The sequence below is a fragment of the Paenibacillus sp. Y5S-9 genome, from assembly GCF_036894235.1.
In the GTDB taxonomy this organism is placed as follows: Bacteria; Bacillota; Bacilli; order Paenibacillales; family Paenibacillaceae; genus Paenibacillus.
In genome coordinates this window covers 166,578-183,894 of record NZ_CP145887.1, presented here as the reverse complement: position 1 = coordinate 183,894, position 17,317 = coordinate 166,578, and the positions used below count along the sequence as shown (strand labels likewise).

Genomic DNA, 17,317 nt, shown 5'->3' with positions numbered 1-17,317 from the left:
TGAGGGCTTCTTTTTTCATTTTATAAGAAAAATAACTTAAGAGTGCATAATAATGATTCTTTATTTGGTTCCCGTTACATCGCTAAATGGTTCTGTGCCTTTAGGAAGAATCTCTTTATACGTAAATGGCATTTCAGGGAATCCCTCTGCGTACGCTGTATACTCATACAGCTGGAAGAACACGACCACACCCGTTGGTGTAACATAGAAATCCTGATCTTTATTTAACCCTTTATACCCATCGAGGTATCCACCGCGGGCTTTCAGTTGCTCGCCCACTTTTTTACCCAACGTCTCGCGCATGGTTTTGTTATTTTGCAGCACATCATCTAATGTAAGCTCCTTACCTGTGTCCAGTGCAAAGGTGTGGCCCGTACGGTATGTCATACCATGAGCGCCAGCATAATCTTCGTATCGTTGTGTAATGAGTCCCAGCACGCCTTTTTCGTTGTACGTCACTACATAAGAGCTCTCAAATGCATATGGACGGTTGGCTGTAGCACCGCCGAATTCAGATGTCTGTTTCTTGAAGTCAGCTACATAAGCATCCACTTCGTCTTTCAGCACTTTGTTGATCGCTGCTTCAGCTTCTTTGCTGGCAAGTCCACTCACCTGTGGATATTGAACATCTACTTCAGCATTTTTTACAGTAACATTAACTGTTGCCGCTTTAATTTTAACGTTATTTTGTTTCACTTTGCTGAGTGTCAACGTTTTGGTTTTGCCATCCCAATTCCCCTGTACACCCAAATAATCTCTCATTGCTGAGAATGGAATATACAATCGACCCTGAATCAATTTCGCTTCCACTTGAGGGTAATAACCGTTAATATAAACGTTTGGCTGTCCATCCATCAGGCTAACGGTCATCGCATTGTTGGCTGCTGTTACCGTATATGACTTGGTTTTCGCATCATATTTCAGGGTTCCACCTGCCACATCTTTAACTGCAGTAAGAGAGACCCAAGTTGAGCCACCTTGAAGAAGTCCTTTTTGAGTCAGTGTTTTCCCACCCGATTTCAGAGTTACCTCAGCCGGGGTTGTCACTTTCGAGGATACCGATGCTGCCTGAACCGAACTGTCCTGCCATACCGAACCGCTACCTACAATAATTCCTGCTGCGAGCAAAGCACTTGTCCATTTTTTCCATGATGTCATATATAAAACTCCTCTCTGAATTCACAATTAGGGATCATTGCGTATGTAATCCTGACCTGATCGCATATCTCATACGCTCACCTCTCTATTATAATTAACCCGATTTCGGAAAGGTTTACAGCTCGAGTTACAATGTTGATGAATATCAAGCGGAAAATATAACGGGATATGACCTTTTTGTCACGAACAACTATACAAAAAAGATACCAATAACCAGCATTTCATGTTGCTTCAAAAAGGCACCCTCCTATCTAACTTCATCAAAGTTTGCTTTTCCAACAAAAAAAGACTCTGTCCACAGGACAAAGTCTTTGTCATCATTTCGTTGTACCCTTCAAATGACCCTTGAAAAGGTTACTTGAGCTTACAATCCTTAGTTCAATCTTGTTTATTTCATTTCATACGTGATATTCAGGATTGTGCTAACTTTAACCTGGCCTGTTTCAATCTCAGTGCCACCTGCTGTATCTTGTGCTTTGGACATCAGCGCCTCACTTGCATAGAACACAGGCACATTGGCATCACCTTGGCTCACGGAAAGAACAGCACCCAGTTGACGTTTAACTGCTTTTGCAATGGCGCCTGCTTTCACATCTGCATTGGCAACAGCTTTCTCAATCACTTGGGACTCATAACTTTCCGGATTTTCTACAGTAAAGCGCACGTTTTCAATGTTGTTGGCACCAGCCCCCGAAGCAGCATCGAGCAACTCGCCGATCTTATCCATCTCACGATATGTGACTGTCAGCGTATGATGCGCTGTGTATCCTTTAATTTGTTGTCCGTCTTTTTCGCTATACGTATAGTTGGGTTGTACAGAGAACTGACTCGTTTGAATGTCGTCTGCACTGATCTTCCACGTATTCTTCAGCAAGTTGGATACCTTTTGAACTTTGGCAGCATTCGCTTTTTGAGCAGATGCAGCTGTCTCTGCAGTACTGTTCACACCAATGGACAGATAAGCGATATCAGGCTTCACCTGAATCTCACCTTTACCCACAACATTAATCACATTCTGTTGTACTCCCTGAACCTCTGCAGCGTAAGCATAGTTACCTGGTGCAACCCATGCTGTTCCTCCAACAAGCAACGTACTTGCCACCAGCACCGCACCAAACGGTTTCATCCATTGTTTACCCATCACGATAGCCTCCTTATGTGTTAACATCTCAAACTTTAATCGATTTGATACCTTAACAGACGGGACAAATTCCATAATGTTGCACTTGACGATAGCAAATACGTCAATAACGCAAAAAAGCCCCTTTCGGGACTTCTTCATTGGATTGATCATATCTTATTGGTTTTCGAGCTCTTCCTTGCTTACCAGACTAACTAAAGCGTTTACAGCCTGTTCGGCATCCGCGCCTTCTGCACTAATCTGGATTTCCGTACCTGTGCTAATTGCAAGGCTCATGATCCCCATGATACTTTTTGCATTAACTTTTTTGTCGTCCTTCTCGACGAACACTTCAGACGAGTACTTATTCGCTTCTTGAACGAACAGTGCCGCAGGTCTGGCATGGAGACCCGTTTTCAAACGGACAACTACCGGGTGCTTTGTCATGGAAACTTACCCCCTATTATGAAATCTGGACATTAAATACACAATTATATTTATACAACATTATACCATTAACCCGTGCAGGACACTAGAAGAAAAAACTCAGGGTGCTTTAGAGGACATTATCTTGCCCTAATTTCATCTTTTGCACAGCGCATCCAATGACCTAAGTAAGTTCCCTAGGTCCTTAACGGTTGACTTTCCCGGCCTTTCTGTTCAGCAGAAACAGCCGACCTTGTTACTTTACCCCTACTCCGTCTTAACCATAACGTTCTGTGCGTACTTTCTCAGCCAGCTCATCAATTTTACGAAGCCGATGGTTCACTCCCGACTTGCTAACTGTACCTTTAAGGAGCTCGCCTACTTCTTTCAAATTGATATCTGGATGAGCGAGTCGAACCTCCGCCACCTCGCGAAGTTTCTCAGGCAACGATTCCAGACCAACTTCCTTTTGTAACAACCGAATATTATCGATTTGTCTTACCGCCGCTCCAATCGTTTTATTCAGGTTGGCGGTCTCACAATTGACAATCCGGTTAACGGAGTTACGCATATCACGCATAATTCGTACATCTTCAAACTTGAACAAGGCCTGATGAGCACCAATGATGCTGAGCAGCTCAATGATTTTCTCGCCTTCCTTAATGTATAGGATGAATCCTTTTTTCCGTTCTATGCACCGGGCATTCAGATGAAATTCATTGGCCAGGTCAACCAGTGCCTGACAGTGCTCTTCATACATGGACGCAATCTCCAGATGGTACGAGGAACCTTCCGGGTTATTAACCGATCCACCGGCCAGAAATGCACCGCGAAGATAGGCCCGTTTACAACAGTTCTGCTGAAATAACTCCGTATTAATTCCTGGCGTAAACAGAAAACCTTCCGATACAATATGAAGACTGTTGAGAATCTCTTGTACCATGGTTGGAATTCGAACAATATATACATTGTTCTTTTTCAGCCGCATTTTTTTGCGGACCAGTAATTCCGTATGCACTTGAAAATGCTTTTTAAGCAGAGAGTATGCCCGTCTTGCAATCGCGGCATTCTCCGTCGAAATATCCAAGATCACTTTTTTATTCGATAACTGCACTGCACCAAGCATACGGATGAGGGCTGAAAGTTCCGCCTTTTCGCAGCACGGTTCGCTCTCGATCATGGTTAACTCTTTTTTGGTCTGTGCTGCAAACGACATGGGACTTCACCTCTTCCGTAACATCCAATTTTGTACCAGTTGGTAGATGTGATGACTTAACTTGTCGGCATCATGACGCAGATAGGTTTTGAACAGAACAAGGGTATCTGCAACCACCTGATAACCGGCACTTTCGAGTACATTCATATCCAGTACAACCGGTTTTGCTCCTTTTTCCGCATACTTATTTTGCACTTGCAGCGGAATGTCACCATTATTTACGATAACATAGTCGAAGAGCTGATGACCTATATGCTCGTGTACCGCCTTAAGGTGGTCACTTACCGTATAGTTATCTGTTTCTCCCGGCTGTGTCATCACATTACAGATAAACATCTTCACCGCATCAGCCTCTACCACAGCTTCTGCAAGCTTAGGTACGAGCAGATTGGGAAGGATGCTTGTATAGAGGCTGCCTGGCCCGATCAGAATGGCGTCAGCTTGACGAATGGCCTCTACTGCCTCTGGCAACGGCTCCACGTGATCCGGTTCAAGGAAAACACGTTTGATGCGTCCACCCGCCTCAGGGATTTTGGACTCACCTGTAATAATTGTCCCATCTTCCATCTCCGCATGCAACACAACGGCCTGCCCGGCTGCTGGCAATACCTCACCTCGAACGGCAAACACGCGGCTAAGCTCCCGCACTGCGGTCACAAAGTCGCCCGAAATATCCGTCATTGCAGCCAAAATCAAATTTCCCAAGCTGTGGCCTGCAAGCCCCGCGCCTGTATTGAAACGGTACTTCAACATATCTGAAAGCAATGGTTCTACATCAGCCAGTGCCGTAAGCACGTTGCGAATGTCGCCCGGAGGCGGCATCTGTAGCTCATTGCGCAGGATGCCTGAACTTCCACCGTCATCTGCAACTGTGACGATGGCCGTGATATCCAGCGGCTTCTCTTTCAAACCGCGTAACATCACGGATAATCCGGTTCCGCCGCCCATTACAACTATTCTCGGACGTTCTCTTCGTGGTCCGGCCTCTTTCATCCCTTCACCCTCTTCAATGACGGTCCCGGTCAGCGTCGCGATGGCTCACGGTGACAGCTTCTGTCTCGCTGCTTCCCAACATCTTGCCCAAATATTCCGATATTGCTACCGAACGATGCTTGCCTCCGGTACAGCCGATTCCAATAATAACCTGGCTTTTGCCTTCCTTCCGGTATTGCGGAATCAGGAAATGCAGCATATCCAGCAGCTTGGTCAGAAACGCCTGTGTCTCTGGCCACTTCATAACATATTCGTACACATCACTATTCTGTCCCGTATTCGGTCGCAAATGCTCAATATAATGCGGATTCGGTAAAAAACGTACATCAAACACCAGATCAGCATCAATCGGAATGCCATATTTGAATCCAAACGACGTAATATTCACCGACAGCATTTGGCTTTCCAGATGAGAAAAACGGGATATGATGCGTTCTTTCAGTTGAGCAGGCTTCATTGTACTTGTATTCAGTACCTGAGTCGCAGAGTTTTTGAGTTCCTCCAACATCTTGCGTTCCAGTCGGATGCCGTCCAGCGGCATGCCCTCAGGAGCCAAAGGATGTCTGCGCCTGCTTTCTTTGTAACGCTGAACAAGTACAGAATCTGTAGCATCCAGGAATAAAATTTCGCAATGAATGGTAAAATGATCTTTAATATAGTTCAAAGACTCGGACAGAGCCGTAAAGAATTCACGCCCGCGCAGATCGATAACCAATGCAACCTTACCAATCTTGCCGTTTGACTGTTCAATTAGTTCCGCAAATTTCGGAATCAATACCGGCGGCAGATTATCCACACAGAAGAAACCCAGATCCTCCAGGCTTTGTACTGCAATGGTTTTACCTGCTCCGGACATGCCCGTAATGATAATGAGCGTGGCGCCTGTGCCTGGTGATCCTTCACCTTCAAGCATAAATGTCCCCTCCTTATCATATTGCTGTCTTCATATATTGTTACGAGGATACTAGGAACGCAAGAGAAGACCTGCTGCACCCACAATACCTGCATTATTACCAAGTGTAGCTTCCAGAATCTGAACCCCATCTTGCAACGGTTCTGGCGTCAGCTTAGCAAACACAGTACGGATTTCATCAAACAAGAAATTGCCCGCTTTGGATACGCCGCCACCGATGATGAACATCTCCGGGTTAATGACAGCTGCTACAGTAGCCATGGACTTGCCCAGGTAAAAGGCCGCACGATTCACAATGCGCTGTGCCACTTCATCGCCTGCCTTGGCAGCATCAAATACTTCTTTGGCTGCAATCTTGTCGACGAGTGCCAGTGACGTATGATCCCCGCGTTCTACTGCATCCTTCGCCATACGGATAATTCCTGTTGCAGACGATACTGTTTCTACACATCCCATTTTACCACAACCGCACTTGATGGCCTCCAAGTCAGGTACAACACTGATATGACCCAGCTCACCAGCCATACCCGAGAAGCCTTGATAGATGTTCCCATTCAAGATCAAGCCTCCGCCAACGCCTGTGCCGAGTGTATAACATACGCAGTTGTCTACGCCTTTGCCGGCACCTGCCCATACTTCACCCAGTGCAGCCACGTTTGCATCGTTATCTATTTTGATTGGCTTGCCCAGACGTTCTTCCAGAATCGAACGAATGGCCACATTCCGAAATCCAATGTTAGGGGCATGAACGATAATTCCCTCGCGTACATTCGTGAAACCGGCCACTCCAGCACCTACACCCTCAAGCTGTTCCCAACTGTATGGTGATTCGGCTACGATATGTCGGACATACTTCTCGATGTTGGCGATGACCGTGTCTACGCCCTTATCCACTTCAGTCGGTCCTTCATACGTATGCATTAGCTGACCTTGTTCATCGCATATACCGACCTTGATTGCTGTTCCGCCGAGATCGACCCCAACGTAGATTTTCTCAGACATGCTGCAAGCCACCTTTATCTATCTAAAATAGTTTAAGTCCTACGTACCAACTATAATTGAAGGATACGCCTGGGTCAAGACGATAAGACCTCCGATACAACATGCTCCGTTAGGGTTGTGAACCACATCACATAGCATTTTTGAATACGTATACAATCTTATTACCTTCATTTATAAACGCACGCTTCATTCCTTCCTCCATAACAGAGGAAGCCTCAACTCATGATATTGCATCTACACTCGTTCCATTCAGAAAAGATCAACATCGTCCCCTCATATAGGTGACTCGTCTTATGCACCCCACCACCCGTCATTCTCACGCAGAGAGCTATCTAATGGCGGTTTTGCCAACAAAAAAGCGCCTTCCATAATTGGAAGGCACCCTTACTTTTTCAAAAGAATCTGATGTTGTTTAACTTGGTTGAGCTCAATTAAACTCAGTTGATTTTTTAAAGTTATAACTTCGATTCCACACGTACCGGCTCTTCTGTCTTTTCCATCTTGTTCACATCCAGAATATCGAGCAGGAAAACAAAGATCGGAATACCAATGATCAGTCCCCAGATCCCCAGGAAGTGTTGCGACAGAATTAGTACGATAAAGGTGTAGAACATTGGCAATTTGGTCTTGTGTGCCATCAGTTTTGGATTCAGGAAGTACGTCTCCAAGGCATGAATAACAATAATCATGATGATCACAATAATGCTTAATTTCAGTCCACCCATCTGATACCCAATCAGACAGAGCGGTACAAGTGAGATGATAACCCCCGCAACAGGAACCAGACTGAGCATGAACACCAGAATGGTCAGAGCGAACAGATACGGGAAACCCAGAATCCATAAGCCCAGTATCGTCAGTACCGTATTAAACACCGCAATAAGAAGCTGTGCCTCAATGACTTTACCAAAAGAAGACACGAATTTGTCTCCCAGATAGGCAACTTCATTGTAGAACCATCCAATTTTACTTGTTTTGAACTTGGACGTGAACTTGGATATCTCCTGCTTCTGCAACAAGAAGAACAGACTCAGAATGATGACGAGCAGAATAAACTCCAGCCATTTGCTCAAAGCGAAAATATATTTTAATGCATCATTGGTGTAATTTTTAATATCGAAGGATTGAAGATAACCCGCAATTTTGGATGCAAAATTATCACCGTCTGCACTATCCAGAAATTTCATAATCTCGTTTGTCAACTGGACGACCTGATCCACGATCCGTGGTGAATATCTGGAAATGCCAAGCACAATGACTGCGATCACAATCATATAGAGCAGGATGACCACAACTTTATAGTTGATTGGAAACAACCGATTCAAACCACCTGTAATGAAATGCTGTAACCTGTTCATGACATACGTAACCAGGAACAACAGCAGAATCATGTGCAGCATACTCCCCATACTGAACAAAACTAAACAGAACAAGAGCAGGATCAAAAACCGTCTCACTGTCGCATTCTGTAACCAATCTTTTATCATTTCCCCCAAAATCTTCACCTCACAGCTAATATGCCCCATATGTATACGAACTCATGCCCACTGTAGTTTCAAAAAAAGAGAAGCCTTCCGGCTTCTCTCATTTCATGAGACTTCCCGTTGTCTCTTATTCCTAACATATGCCTAACCTCACGCATGTAATGCTTATTTATCCAACGTTTCGCTCCAATCATGGACAATGCTTCCTTCTAGGAACTTCTCACAATCCATGGCGGCCATACATCCGGATCCTGCAGCTGTAATGGCTTGACGATACTTCGTATCCTGAACATCACCACAGGCGAATACACCCGGAATATTGGTCTCGGTTGTTCCCGGTTTAACGACAACATAGCCATGTTCGTCCAGTGCGATCGCATTACCCAGGAATCCGGTATTCGGTGTGTGACCAATGGCAACGAATACGCCATCTGCTTCGAGCAACTCTTCCTGCCCCGTCTCGTTGTTGCGCACCTTCAGCCCTTTGACACCCAGCGCTTCAGGTACGACCTCGAGTGGAGTACGGTTCAGCGCCCACTTCACCTTTTCATTGCTACGAGCCCGATCCTGCATAATCTTGGATGCACGTAATTCATCCCGGCGGTGAACCAATGTCACGTCTGTTGCAAAACGAGTCAGGAAACTCGCCTCCTCCATCGCGGAGTCTCCACCGCCCACGACCACGATTTTTTTGCCTCGGAAGAAGAAGCCGTCACATGTCGCGCATGTACTTACACCACGTCCCACATTTTCCTGCTCGCCCGGAATACCAAGATAACGAGCGGAAGCACCTGTGGAGATAATGATCGACTCAGCTTCCAGTTCACCGATTCCTCCAACTTTGACCTTGAAGGGCGGTTTGCTGAAATCAACCTCTTCCACCCAACCGTTTTTAAATTCCGCTCCAAAACGTTCAGCTTGCTTACGCATGTTGTCCATCAGTTCCGGACCCATGATACCTTGCGGGAAACCGGGGAAATTCTCAACTTCCGTTGTCGTCGTCAATTGACCACCCGGCTGAAGACCTTCGATAACCAGTGGTTTCAGATTAGCACGAGCCAGATATATCGCTGCTGTCAGACCCGCAGGTCCCGTTCCGATCACAATCGTTCTGTATTTAGACATATAGATACAGCCTCCTTAATTAAGGTGAGAATGTGTTGTACTAGCGATGAACTTGCCAAGATGATATCCTACAGGCGTTTACGAGGCCCATTCGTTAAGTTTACCCGTTTTCCCGGTTGTTGTATCCTTCACCTGATGATGTCTTTCTGAAAACGAGTTGAAGCGAACTTTCTATACTAGTGGTGGCTTGCTGTTACAAACCGAATGAATCTGTTTAGCATACTTGCTAACCGTTGATGCTGATATCCCATACCGCTCAGCAATGCTTTGATAGGTAACGGGCCGACTGTGATTCTTCGCTGCCAAATATTCAAGTCCCGCAGCCCAACCCTCAATCTGCTTCGTACCCGGAACCTCCGGATGTACCCGGGATACATAATCCGTCCAGAGCCGTTCCATCTCTTGCTGCAACTCAGCCTTTGCTTCAGACATCTGCAACGCACGATCAACAACAGCCTGCCAATGGGAGGTTGAGCCACTGTCCGATTGCTCTGATGTGGATGGAACCTTCCCAATAGACTTCAAGGCTACAGGAGAAAAGGGTCGAACAACCTGAGAATTCCGATCCTCATGTTCAGCCGATTTCAATTCGTTCAGTACAGTTTGTGCTGCCTCAAGCAGATCCTGTTCTTCTCCAGGCTCTTCAATAAAGGATTGCAAAGCCTGCTGCACCTCATAGTCACCGATCATCCCAAGCGCATGAATAACCTGTAGCTTGGTTGCCCGATCACCATGACGCAATGCCCAGAAGAACGATGAACGAATCAGTGGATCATTCTTCATTTCTTCAGGTATGCCACTACCATAGTTCTCCCACTGTCTGAACTGCTCATCAAATGGCAGATGATAGTGATAGCTCAGCTTCTCTGGCTCTTGCTCGCCTTGTTTTACAGCCTCAAGACCTGACAGATAATACCGGGATACTTCGGAACCCGGATCAAGCTTGGACACATGATGCCATAAACGCTCAGCAGCATCATAACGTTCTGTATTATAAGCCGCCACCGCTGCATAATGAGCAAGTGCCGGATCAGCAGCTGTCTCTTCGTCCTTGAGCAAACGCCGGAAGTGAACATAAGCCGTATCGTGTTGGCCCAGAATTCCCATCGTTGTCGCCAGTTTGTAGACTTGTTCGTGCTGGAATGGCACGATGACACGCAATTTTTTGATCAGAAGCAAAACCTGATCAGCCCGGTTCTCATTTTGATGGAAAATGGCCAGATTACAGAGTGCATGCAGATTACCTGGTTCTTGTTCAAGCACTTCGGCAATAGTCTCTTTTGCTTTGGAAAACAGACCCATATAATAGTAGGCGAGTGCCAGATTGTTACGGGCAGCCAAGTAATCAGGGTAATCAGAAGACATGCCTTCGAGCAATTCAGCAGCCTGTGCAAATTTCCCTTCTTCCAACAGTTCCCGTGCCTGATCGTGCTCCACTACACCTTTGCGTGATTTGATTCGATTCAGTTTGGTCGGACGATCCAGCTCATAATACAGAAGCTCCATCATCTCTTCGGCTTCCGTCATGAACTGACCTTGGGTGTCCTCCTCCAGATAGGTAACAAGTGCTTGCTCGGCTTCCTCAAACCGATCCATATTTGCATAATTGTTCGCCATATAGAAATAACATTCCGTCATCGACGGATCTACCACTTCCAGCACGTTAGCCAGAATGGCATTGGAGGCTTCGTAATCCCCCTTCTCCGATAATATACCCGCCATATTACAATGATTTACCGGATTTTCCGGTTCGTATTCAACAGCTTTGCGAAAATATTTTAATGCCTTGTCAACATGATTACGGTCCAGCGAGCGGACAGCTCTTTCAAAAAAGAAAGAAGCATCCAAGTGAATCGGTATAATATTGGCAAGGTGTCCCTCAGCCCGCACTAGCTTGCCCTTCATCTTCCAAGGCACCTCCTCTTTGCATTTCATTCATACTCTTCAGTATACCACATCTTAAGGCCCACTTCTCAATATGTAGTTTCATGTCGTTTATGAAAAAAATGCAAAAGAAGGTGATATTCCATTTTGCGGAAACCTATCACCTTAGAGCGTTGTTTATTCAAAGGAAACCCGTCTTTTCCTAGAGGCTCCTGCACTCGCTTGTCACAGGATTTCTTTGCAGTATTGCATTAGTCCATCCCTGTCGGATACGCGACGTCTAACTGGATTCGGATCGGATCGGATCGCATCGGTTCGGTTATGATGAGATGAGTGTAGTTTATGGTATTATTATCCTTATTGTCCTTTTTAGTAGTTTATCTCCATTAAATTAAATCAAACAACCTGTATTGGCTCTGACCCTCAACCTTATGATTTGCGTATCTAATTATAAAAATAAAGGCGGCATCATTACTATTTAGGAGGATGTTATATTGATGATCTCGAAAATAAAACCAATTGTATTCATCTTAATATGCTTGTTTGCTTTGAATGGATGTTCAAAAGATATAGAAAACATAGAAAATAAGTTCACATTAGATGATGTACTGAGAGAGCTCGAGTCTCAAGAACTGGATTTAGTGTCCTTTGGTATCACCGGGTATCCTTTGAAACTAAATGATGTTGTACCTGAGGTGTACTCCGTTGAAACGCCAGGGCAAGAAGATCCGTACAACCCTGAATTTATACATTTTTATATTTTCGATTCTGATAAAGATCGCATCAACGGAACAAAAGAATTCAACAAACACATGGAAAGTGCCCATTTTACAACGTTCCCTTTTCTATATGAGAAAAGAAAAGTTCTTATCGTTTACTGGAGCCAAACTAAAGATAATCCTCTGTTCACTAAACCAATAGAAACTGCGTTAGAGCAACTGAAATGATGATAGTCCATATATTACGGACTGAGCTTAACAGTGGGAATATCTTTTTAGAACGTTAATTGCAGTCATTCCTAAAAAAAGAAGACCGAGCATTTGGGCTCGGTCTTCTAACTGTTATGGCTTAAATATCTAATAAATCTAGATCTTCGACGCCATCGAAGGAGAAAGTGAAATTTGAATGGTTTTATCAAACGGTGTCATGAAATTGACCAGCACAACCTTGCACTTGTCCGGTAATTTTGCCTCCCGCACTGTTGCAGCCAGATGCCCCAGCTCGCCCCCGGTAATCTCCAGCCAGTCTTCTCCGCAGGTATAGCGTAATGAACCGCCTTTCCACAAGTAGTGACCCTCACTCGTTTCAATTGCGTCCTCACAGGTCAGTTCACCTTCGCTTCCGAATACAAAGGATAGTTGCATCATAATGTCTTCCGGCTCCTGCCCTGATAGATGCATGTTCCATCCGTTTTCCGTTGGCTGTAATTCTGCCCCTACACGGAAGGTCTGCTCATGAGTAAGCTGACGACTCTGATGAGGTAACAAATACCATGGACTGATGGCTGATGCTGCTGATTCCGGTAACAGGTTTGCAGGAACTGGACCGTAGTAGCCTTTTTTCTGCTCACCAGTCAGACGATACCCTTCGGACAGCCTCGTCATTTGCTGCATAGGTACATACCCTGGATTAAAGTAAGAGGCCAGTTGCACAGCCAGCAGGCGCACCTTGCCATGACGAAGAGCGAAGAAAGAAGGAACTTCTGTCATCACTGTCACGCTAGTAGCTCCATCCCGAATTCGGGCTACGGGAGCACCAAAGTCCGTATGCATCCGACTGTGCGAGATACGTCCGTGATGCCCTACTGCGTCCATCTGCTCCAGATATTCTCCCCGTACAAAATGTTCATTCAGCATGACCTCATACTGTTCCGGTAATGAATCACTTGCGTCATTTGTCTGCTGAAGCTCCGGCTCAAGCATTAATCGAATGAGCGTATTCACCGAGCACACACCCGGATCTGTCAGTGTATCTCCCGCCCAAGCTGCCATACCAGCAAAGAGTGGATCACCATCCAGCCGCGCCAAAATGGCATAAGGTAGGTAGTAAGGTGACAGATCGTGAACACTGCCCAGATCCTGTCGCCCTGAATAGTCTGTAACAATTTCACCCGTAGGATGGACCAGATACACCATCATGCGGAGATTAAGCCTCACCGGTTCCAGCAGTTCAGGACGATTGAGCAGGCGTGCAGCATGAATTAACATGATGTCGCTAACTGCGCTGTATATCCCATTGCTCCGTTCTGTCCACTCCCCATCGGGTGTAATATCCATGCCTTCATTCATCCACTGCTCTGCGCGCTGCACAGCTTCCTCCAGGTCAAATAGTTCATGCAAGAAACCAAGCGCCGCGCATAGCACCCAGCGATGATTGGGCGTATGACAACCTCCCGTAAGCATGGTCGGAATCGTGCGTTCCAGAAAGAGCCTCATATTGTTTAGTACAGGTTGCAGTGGCTTCCATTGCTGCTGCAGAAGAAGCTGATACAACTGTGAGTACCCCACAACGACAAAAGCAGTATCGGGAGGGGAATGGTAATTGGTCCAGCCTGGCGATATTGAACCTTCTTCATGCTGGAAGCGAAGTACAAATTCCGTAGCTAACAGCAGTCGATTTAACAACGCCTCATCCCGGTAATAGATGGAGTCCGGATTGGAGAGCGCAGCTCCCCAGTAACACATATCCGTGGGCGTTCCAGTCGTATGGTTGACCCAGGCAACACCTGTGAAGGGATCAATTGTCCCTCCATAGTAACGGCTTTCCGGGTCAAGCATCTGCCGGGATATGCCTCTTTCTACCGCTCTGTCATTACTGTCCACCAGTTGTTTGTACATGTGCAGTCCCCTCCATACCAATGCATTCTCCCGATGTGCGGAGTAAGTTACTTCAGTGCCATCAATTCAGACCGGAAGCTTACTCATATCGCCCGTAGGTGAGTTCATTTTTCTCGTCAGTATATATCATATTTCTACAAAAGTCGCTAGAAAATCTGTGCTTGTTTTACTACATATTTATGGGTCTCCGTCACTGAGAAAACAGTCGTTAAACACATGCTGTGAACACGCCAACTGTTCCCCACATCACCGCGCCTACTCTGTCACTCCAAGCTTCTTCATAAGCAAGTCATGACTCTCATGGATCTCTTCTGCCTTACAGGCAGACTTCAACTCGTACACCTTCACCTGTGCGCGGCGAATCATCGGCAGATAGGCATCATAGAAGTTCATATCCTTACTGTGTACATACGGGCACCAGTGATCAGAGAGACCGAGTGTCTCATGGATATGGACCCCAACGATATCATCCATCAGGCCTTGCATTTCTCCCACACTGTCATAAAGGCCCATTCGGTCCATCATGATGGCATGACCGGTATCGTACCAGATACCAACCGGAGCCCCTTTGAGGGCCGTGATGATGGTCTTGGCTTCGGCAAGGGTAGGAATCTGTTGTGGTCGGGATCTCGTCTCGATACCAAAACGAACATCCAGACCTTTAGCTGCCGCCCGATTGCATACCTCATCCAGACTGGCGATAATTTTCTCCACATACCCTGAACTGAGGGCTTCCCGCTGCTCCATCAATTCAGCCCATTTGCTGCGATACTTTGGTGAATCCGGACCTTCCTCTTTATAGATCTTTCCAAGGTCTTTGCTGATATCCTCAGGAAAAGGTACCTCTCCGGGGTGCACAACAACAGCTTCTCCCCCATAACGCTGAGCATATTCAGCCGACTCTACCAGCAATTCGATCGCCCGCTTACGTTTCACTTCATCTTCGAAGCCGAGCAAGATGGAATCCGTACCGTAGTCTGGATCAGGGTCATGTGGAAAAGTGTTGTGGACACTAGAAATTCCGATCTCTCCACGCTCAATCATGGGCTCAATCGTCGTGAGCATCTCCTTCGTCACATTATAATTGAGCTCCACCCGACGAAAGCCGAGATCCGCAATCTCCCGTATCATATCTTCCCCGACATCATGTTTTCGAATATTCCAGCATGTGGAGAACGAGTATTCTCCCTTATCTCTTCGCTGCATATTACGTTCCTTCTCCTTCCCCAATTGTGATGTTTTGCGTGTATGGGAACTACGAAGTTATCCTTTAACCGCTCCCAGCATGGCACCGCTGACAAAATACTTTTGCAGCCATGGATAGACAAGCAGAATAGGTACAGTTGCGAATACAACTGTGGCTGCCTTGAGACTTTCCGGAGTCAGTTGTGTGCGGTTAGCACCTTCCATCAATGTAAGCTCACTCACCATGTTGTTTTGAACCATTTGGAAGAGCTTCAGTTGAAGTGGATACAACTTGGGATCATTAATATACAACAGTGAATCCTGGAATCCATTCCAGCGACCAACCGCATAGAATAACGCTAATGTGGCAAGTACAGGCATGGATAATGGCAGTATGATTTTGAATAGCGTGTGTACATGTGAGCTGCCGTCAATTTCTGCTGATTCTTCCAGACTTTCAGGAATGCCTCTGAAGAATGAGATCAGGATAATCAGGTTAAACGGACTTACCAGTCCCGGTAAGATCAGTGCCCAGACTGAATTAAGCATGTTGAGATCACGTATGAGCAAATACTCGGGAATCATCCCGCCACTGAAGAACATCGTAATGATGATGACATACATGAAAAGCTTGCGCCCTTTCAATTTTTTCTTGGTTAACGGGTATGCAGCAGCAAGTGTGAATAACATGCACAGCACTGTGGTTACCACTGTCAGAACAGTCGTAAAGCCCAGTGAATATAGCATGGATTGATCAGAAAATACCTGAATATACGAATCCCAGTTAAATTCTTTAGGAAAAATGGTCACTTCTCCCGAAGTAATAGCCCGGTTAGAACTTAGAGATATCGCAATGGTGTGCAAAAATGGAGCCAGACAGAATATAACAAATAAACTGATAAAGGAGATATTAACGATATCAAAAATCCGATTTGAGGTGCGTTCACTCATATGCGCACAGCTCCTTTACTGATGGTCTATACATACAAGCCGATTGGCGTATCTTTCATGCTTTGATAACTTATAAAATGCCTTCGCCGGTTGCCTTTTTTGAAATATAGTTAGAGCCGAGTACAAAGATTAGCCCTACAACAGCCTGGAATAGTCCTACAACAGTTGCAAGCGTGTATTGTCCTGATTCAAGACCAACTCTGTATACAAAGGTACTGAGTACATCGGAATATTCACGCACGGCTGTGTTACCGATAATATAAGGCCGATCAAAACCGATGCTGACCATATGTCCGAGATTAAGAATGAGCAAGGTCACAATGGTTGGTTTAATACTTGGCAACGTAATATGCCAGATTCTCTTCAGTCTTGAAGCTCCGTCAATCTCGGCAGCCTCAAACAATTCCTTGTTCACACCGGTTAATGCCGCCAAATAAAGAATGGTACCCCATCCTGCACTCTGCCAGACACCTGTGAACAGGTACGTCACAAGCCATGGGTTTTTCTCTGTCAAAAATGGTATTGAATTTAAGCCCATACTCTCCAGCACACCGTTAACCATACCGGATTGATTGCCGAACAATTGGTATACAATTCCCCCGATAATAACCCAGGAGATAAAGTGAGGAATATACAGAATCGTTTGCGATATTTTTTTAAACCATTTAAATCGAACTTCATAGAGCATGATGGCCAATATAATTGGAGCAGGGAACGAAACAAGCAGGTCTAGGAAATTTAGCATGAAGGTATTTCGTAATGTGGTGTAGAAGTCCCGCATTCCAAATACTTCACGGAAAGCATCGAAACCGATCCACTCACTCCCGTTGATGCCCTGAAACAAGTTGAAATCCTTAAAAGCGATCTGAACCCCGTACATTGGGCCGTAACGAAAGATCAAGAAGTAGATCAGAGGCAGTGAGATGAGCGCATATAATTGCCAATACCTTTTCAAGTATGTGATGGTCAAGTCGGTTTCCTCCTATCAACAGAGAAACGGCTGTGCCGCCCATACCGGCGGCA

General features: G+C 45.7%; 15 protein-coding genes. 1 reads left to right on the top strand and 14 read right to left on the bottom strand.

The features are described 5' to 3' along the window. Positions 1-60: 60 nt before the first annotated feature. The 10 genes from V6669_RS00890 to V6669_RS00845 form a co-directional block, all read right to left on the bottom strand. A complete protein-coding gene (locus V6669_RS00890) occupies positions 61-1,158 on the bottom strand; it encodes a DUF4163 domain-containing protein (RefSeq protein ID WP_338589902.1) in 1,098 nt (365 codons plus the stop codon). A gap of 388 nt (positions 1,159-1,546) precedes the next feature. Continuing rightward, positions 1,547-2,299 (bottom strand): SIMPL domain-containing protein, encoded by a 753-nt coding sequence (locus V6669_RS00885; RefSeq protein WP_074092967.1) that lies wholly within the window; start codon positions 2,297-2,299, stop codon positions 1,547-1,549. 156 nt (positions 2,300-2,455) lie between these two features. Next, positions 2,456-2,725 carry an HPr family phosphocarrier protein gene (locus V6669_RS00880; protein WP_017691248.1) on the bottom strand — a complete coding sequence of 90 codons (270 nt, stop codon included), beginning with the start codon at positions 2,723-2,725 and terminating at the stop codon, positions 2,456-2,458. A gap of 256 nt (positions 2,726-2,981) precedes the next feature. After that, the gene (whiA, locus tag V6669_RS00875; protein WP_091038642.1) at positions 2,982-3,920 is read right to left on the bottom strand and encodes a DNA-binding protein WhiA; all 939 of its coding nucleotides are present in this window, start codon (positions 3,918-3,920) and stop codon (positions 2,982-2,984) included. Positions 3,921-3,926: 6 nt separating this feature from the next. Next, positions 3,927-4,913, bottom strand: a complete 987-nt coding sequence (locus V6669_RS00870) for a YvcK family protein (protein WP_017691250.1) — start codon at positions 4,911-4,913, stop codon at positions 3,927-3,929. Positions 4,914-4,926: 13 nt separating this feature from the next. Beyond that, on the bottom strand, positions 4,927-5,826 hold the full coding sequence (gene rapZ / locus V6669_RS00865; protein WP_047841457.1) for an RNase adapter RapZ: 900 nt from the start codon (positions 5,824-5,826) through the stop codon (positions 4,927-4,929). A 51-nt stretch (positions 5,827-5,877) separates the two neighbouring features. Continuing rightward, complete coding sequence (locus V6669_RS00860) at positions 5,878-6,828, bottom strand: ROK family glucokinase (RefSeq protein ID WP_017691252.1); 951 nt, start codon at positions 6,826-6,828, stop codon at positions 5,878-5,880. Between the two features lie 455 nt (positions 6,829-7,283). After that, positions 7,284-8,315, bottom strand: coding sequence for an AI-2E family transporter (locus tag V6669_RS00855; protein ID WP_338594798.1), 1,032 nt, complete (start codon positions 8,313-8,315; stop codon positions 7,284-7,286). A 162-nt stretch (positions 8,316-8,477) separates the two neighbouring features. Then, a complete protein-coding gene (trxB, locus tag V6669_RS00850) occupies positions 8,478-9,437 on the bottom strand; it encodes a thioredoxin-disulfide reductase (RefSeq protein WP_036674745.1) in 960 nt (319 codons plus the stop codon). A 171-nt stretch (positions 9,438-9,608) separates the two neighbouring features. Continuing rightward, positions 9,609-11,342, bottom strand: a complete 1,734-nt coding sequence (locus V6669_RS00845) for a tetratricopeptide repeat protein (RefSeq protein ID WP_338589890.1) — start codon at positions 11,340-11,342, stop codon at positions 9,609-9,611. 473 nt (positions 11,343-11,815) lie between these two features. Here V6669_RS00845 and V6669_RS00840 point away from each other — a divergent pair, with 473 nt between their 5' ends. Beyond that, entirely contained in the window at positions 11,816-12,268 is a 453-nt protein-coding gene (locus V6669_RS00840) for a hypothetical protein (protein ID WP_338589888.1), read from the top strand. 138 nt (positions 12,269-12,406) lie between these two features. Here V6669_RS00840 and V6669_RS00835 read toward each other — a convergent pair whose 3' ends face one another. The 4 genes from V6669_RS00835 to V6669_RS00820 all read right to left on the bottom strand — a co-directional run bounded on the left by V6669_RS00835 (position 12,407) and on the right by V6669_RS00820 (position 17,264). Further along, entirely contained in the window at positions 12,407-14,158 is a 1,752-nt protein-coding gene (locus V6669_RS00835; protein ID WP_338589886.1) for a hypothetical protein, read from the bottom strand. A 255-nt stretch (positions 14,159-14,413) separates the two neighbouring features. Beyond that, positions 14,414-15,364, bottom strand: coding sequence for a TIM barrel protein (locus V6669_RS00830; protein ID WP_338589884.1), 951 nt, complete (start codon positions 15,362-15,364; stop codon positions 14,414-14,416). Positions 15,365-15,421: 57 nt separating this feature from the next. Continuing rightward, on the bottom strand, positions 15,422-16,294 hold the full coding sequence (locus V6669_RS00825; protein WP_338589882.1) for a carbohydrate ABC transporter permease: 873 nt from the start codon (positions 16,292-16,294) through the stop codon (positions 15,422-15,424). Between the two features lie 70 nt (positions 16,295-16,364). Further along, positions 16,365-17,264, bottom strand: a complete 900-nt coding sequence (locus tag V6669_RS00820) for an ABC transporter permease subunit (RefSeq protein ID WP_062837760.1) — start codon at positions 17,262-17,264, stop codon at positions 16,365-16,367. Between the last annotated feature and the right edge of the window lie 53 nt (positions 17,265-17,317).